The following is a 3,517-nucleotide window of genomic DNA, read 5'->3' as shown; positions in this document are numbered from 1 at the left end:
TTTTCATCAACCGTGAAACCGTGAGTAAGGACTCCTTTATAAGGTGCTTGATGTTCAACTGCGGCACTTAAAAACATAGAAGACTGAAACCAGCCACGATGTTGATCACTTCCCTCTACATATAAGTCAGCTGGATAATCGCCAGCATCGTAGTTGCGAGACTTTAAAACACTATACCAAGTAGATCCACTATCAAACCAAACATCTAAAATATCTGTTACTTTTTCAAGCTCATCTGCCTTGTAGCCGCTTCCTGGGTATAAAAGCTCTTCTATAGACATAGAGTACCAAGCATCACTTCCTTGCATCTCAAATATCATAGCTACAAAGTTTAAAACCTTCTCATCAAAGATAACTTCGCCGCTCTTCTTTACTCTAAAAAATGCGATAGGAACACCCCAATCTCTTTGGCGAGAGATACACCAGTCAGGGCGATTAGCCACCATAGACTCTAGTCTTTTTTTACCTGTTTTTGGAAAGAAAAGAGTCTTCTCTACTTCACTAAGTGCTATCTCTCTTAAAGTTTTATCTTGTGAAAGAGGCTTTTCATCTACAGAGATAAACCACTGTTTTGTTGCACGAAAGATAAGCGGAGTATGACTTCTCCAACAGTGTGGATATGAGTGTTTAAACTTTGAGTTATAAAGTAGGGCATCACCTAAAAGCTCTAAGATTTTATCATCGCATTTAAAGATGAGTTGACCTACAAACTCTTCTGGGTTTGGAAGAAGTTTTTCTTTTACTAGAGTCTCATCAAAACATCCAGTCTCATCAACTGGCATAACAACTTCTAAGTCGTACTTTAGTCCGATCCTGTAGTCATCTTCACCGTGTCCTGGGGCTGTGTGAACACAACCAGTTCCGCTGTCCATCATTACATGCTCGCCTAAAACTACTGTAGAAGTTCTAGCGTTTAGTGGGTTGATTGCTTTTTGATTTTCAAGAGTTTTAGGATCTAGATCTTTAGCTATTTCGCCTTTAACAACGCCCATCTCTAGTAGTGATTCATGCAGATCACGAGCTACAATAAAGCCATCTGTTGTTAAAACATACTTCTCCTCTGGGTTTAGAGAGATCCCAGTGTTTGATGGGAGTGTCCACGGAGTTGTCGTCCAGATAACAAGAGCAGCTTTGCCACTTAGATCTGACTTTGCTTTTGCCTCATCACTTAGCTCAAATGCCACATATATAGAGTGTGATTCTTTGTCTTCGTACTCAACTTCCGCCTCAGCAAGAGCAGTTCTCTCAGCCCATGACCAGTAAACTGGTTTGCTACGCTCTATAAGAAGTCCAGCTTTTGCAACATTACAAAGAGTTCTATATATGTTGGCTTCAAACTTAAAGTCCATAGTCACATAAGGGTTTTCCCAGTCAGCTAAGATGCCAAGTTTTTTGAACTCATCTCTTTGAATATCTACAAATTTTCTAGCATGTGCGCGACAAAGCTCTCTTACTTTAGAAACTTCTAAAAGCTCTTTTTTCTGCTTTCCGCCAAGTTTTTTCTCAACTTGTTGCTCGATTGGAAGACCGTGACAATCCCAACCTGGAGTAAAGCGAACAGATTTACCAGCAAAGTAGTGTTGTTTTACAATTATGTCTTTTAAAATTTTGTTTAAAGCGTGACCTATATGAGTGTTTCCGTTTGCATATGGAGGTCCATCGTGGAGAGTAAAACTTGGTGCATCTTTGCGGTTAGTTTTCATCTTTTCATAGACTCTGTTTTTATCCCAAGCAGCGTATCTTAAAGGTTCATTATTTATTAGATTGCCTCTCATGGCAAAGTTTGTAGTAGGTAAAAGTAGTGTCTCTTTGTAGTCCATCTGTACCCCATATATAGATATAAATTTTTTTGGATTATATCTCTTGTGTCTTTAAAAGCTTCTTTAAAGCAAAGAATGGTGCTATAATAAGCCGAATTAAAATCTGATAAAAAGGCTATATTTAATGAAGCTGCATCTTATATTTATTGGCAATAAGTTTTTTTATAACACCTCTTTGCAAGACTACATAATAAGAAAAGTGCGACAAAAGTGTGACTTTATAGACTCTATAACTTACTTTAAAGATACAGACAATTCGCTTTTTTTGTATCTAGAACAAGAGATTAACACAAATAATAAGCTCCTAATCATCACAACAAAGCAAAATTTCACAACTATAGGAAAGCTTATCTGTACGGTTACAAGCGACAACCAGATCTTAAAAGACAATATGCTCATTCCTTCAAACACATCAGCCTATGAAGAATTTAGTTATCTCTTAGAGTATAAAGACGCCATAATAAACGTACTTCATATAGATGAGATGCAAAAGATGCCAGAAGTCTTGCTAACTGCTCAAGAAAATAGTGCAGTTGTGCATATCTTTGAAAAAACTAGAGATGAAGCTAACACAATTTTGAGCCCAATAGCACAAACTTTTGATGTCAATATAGATGTCATAACTCTTATAGATGGCTGGCTTAGAGTGGATATCGTAAGTAAAAAGTTTGGAGAAGTATCAAATTTTATAAGTTCAGCAAAACAACTTCTGCCCCAAAATCTTATAGCTGCTTCAAACATTACTCACTACATCATAGAGACACTCTCAAGAAGTCACAAAACAATAACCTTTGCAGAGAGTTGCACAGGTGGACTACTCTCTTACTACTTCACAAGAGAAAATGGAGCCTCAAAAATTCTCGATGGTGCACTGATTACTTACTCAAACTCCATAAAAGAAAATTGGCTTGCAGTAGATGCAGAGATCTTAGAAGACAATGGAGCTGTAAGTGCTGAAGTAGTAAAAGAGATGTGTGAAGGTGCTCTAAATGTAAGTAATGCTGACTACGCACTAGCAGTTAGTGGCATAGCAGGGGATACTGGCGGAACTGAGTATAAACCAGTTGGAACTGTTTATGTGGGGGTTAGCTCTAAAACACATCACGCTCATATGCACTTAAGATTGGATGGAGATAGAAACTATGTGCAACGACAAAGTGTGTTATTTGCGATAAAAATGCTTATTTTAATAGACAAAGAGATGTTTTTTTAAATTTAGTCAAAATTATCTTGACTTCTAAAATCTATTTGTCTATAATTTCGACCTCTTAACTATAAGAGGGCAAAGTCTTGTTAGCTCAGCTGGTAGAGCACGTCACTTTTAATGATGTGGCCGATGGTTCGAATCCATCACAGGACACCATTTTTTGATTATTTGCACTTCAGATTTTAGTTCATGTACTTTTCGTACACTTCACTAAAAACTTCAGCACAACTAATTCAAAAACAATATTGCGGTGGTAGTTCAGTTGGTTAGAATACCTGCCTGTCACGCAGGGGGTCGCGAGTTCGAGTCTCGTCCACCGCGCCACTTTTTGATTATTTGCACTCAAAACTTTGACTCATGTACTTCAGTACACTTCGCCAAAGCTTTCAGCACAACTAATTCAAAAACACATGTGACAATTTAGTTCTTTGATATTTTAAGATATTGTTTAAAAAATGGGCGTTTAGCTCAGTTGGTAGAGCGCTACCCT

At 37.6% G+C, this 3,517-nt stretch carries 2 protein-coding genes and 2 tRNA genes; 3 read left to right on the top strand and 1 reads right to left on the bottom strand.

Annotation, left to right across the window (positions count from 1 at the left end; genetic code table 11):
- The coding region (gene ileS / locus M0Q24_RS11465) for an isoleucine--tRNA ligase (protein ID WP_295050780.1) at window positions 1-1,820 on the bottom strand (1,820 nt) is incomplete at its 3' end.
- A 124-nt stretch (window positions 1,821-1,944) separates the two neighbouring features.
- On the opposite strand from ileS, the gene M0Q24_RS11460 reads away from it, so the two are divergent.
- The 3 genes from M0Q24_RS11460 (at window position 1,945) to M0Q24_RS11450 (ending at window position 3,351) form a co-directional block, all read left to right on the top strand.
- Window positions 1,945-3,033 carry a CinA family protein gene (locus M0Q24_RS11460; RefSeq protein ID WP_295050778.1) on the top strand — a complete coding sequence of 363 codons (1,089 nt, stop codon included), beginning with the start codon at window positions 1,945-1,947 and terminating at the stop codon, window positions 3,031-3,033.
- A gap of 74 nt (window positions 3,034-3,107) precedes the next feature.
- Window positions 3,108-3,183: transfer RNA gene (locus M0Q24_RS11455), tRNA-Lys, on the top strand.
- Window positions 3,184-3,274: 91 nt separating this feature from the next.
- Window positions 3,275-3,351, top strand: a tRNA-Asp gene (locus M0Q24_RS11450).
- The last annotated feature ends 166 nt before the right edge of the window (window positions 3,352-3,517 follow it).

The sequence above is a fragment of the Sulfurimonas sp. genome, from assembly GCF_023228785.1.
Taxonomy (GTDB): Bacteria; Campylobacterota; Campylobacteria; order Campylobacterales; family Sulfurimonadaceae; genus Sulfurimonas.
This window is presented reverse-complemented; position numbering and strand designations above follow the sequence as displayed.

Coding starts and splice junctions, on each gene's coding strand:
- M0Q24_RS11460 (WP_295050778.1), top strand. CDS start 1,945: ATGAAGCTGCATCTTATATTTATTGGCAATAAGTTTTTTTATAACACC.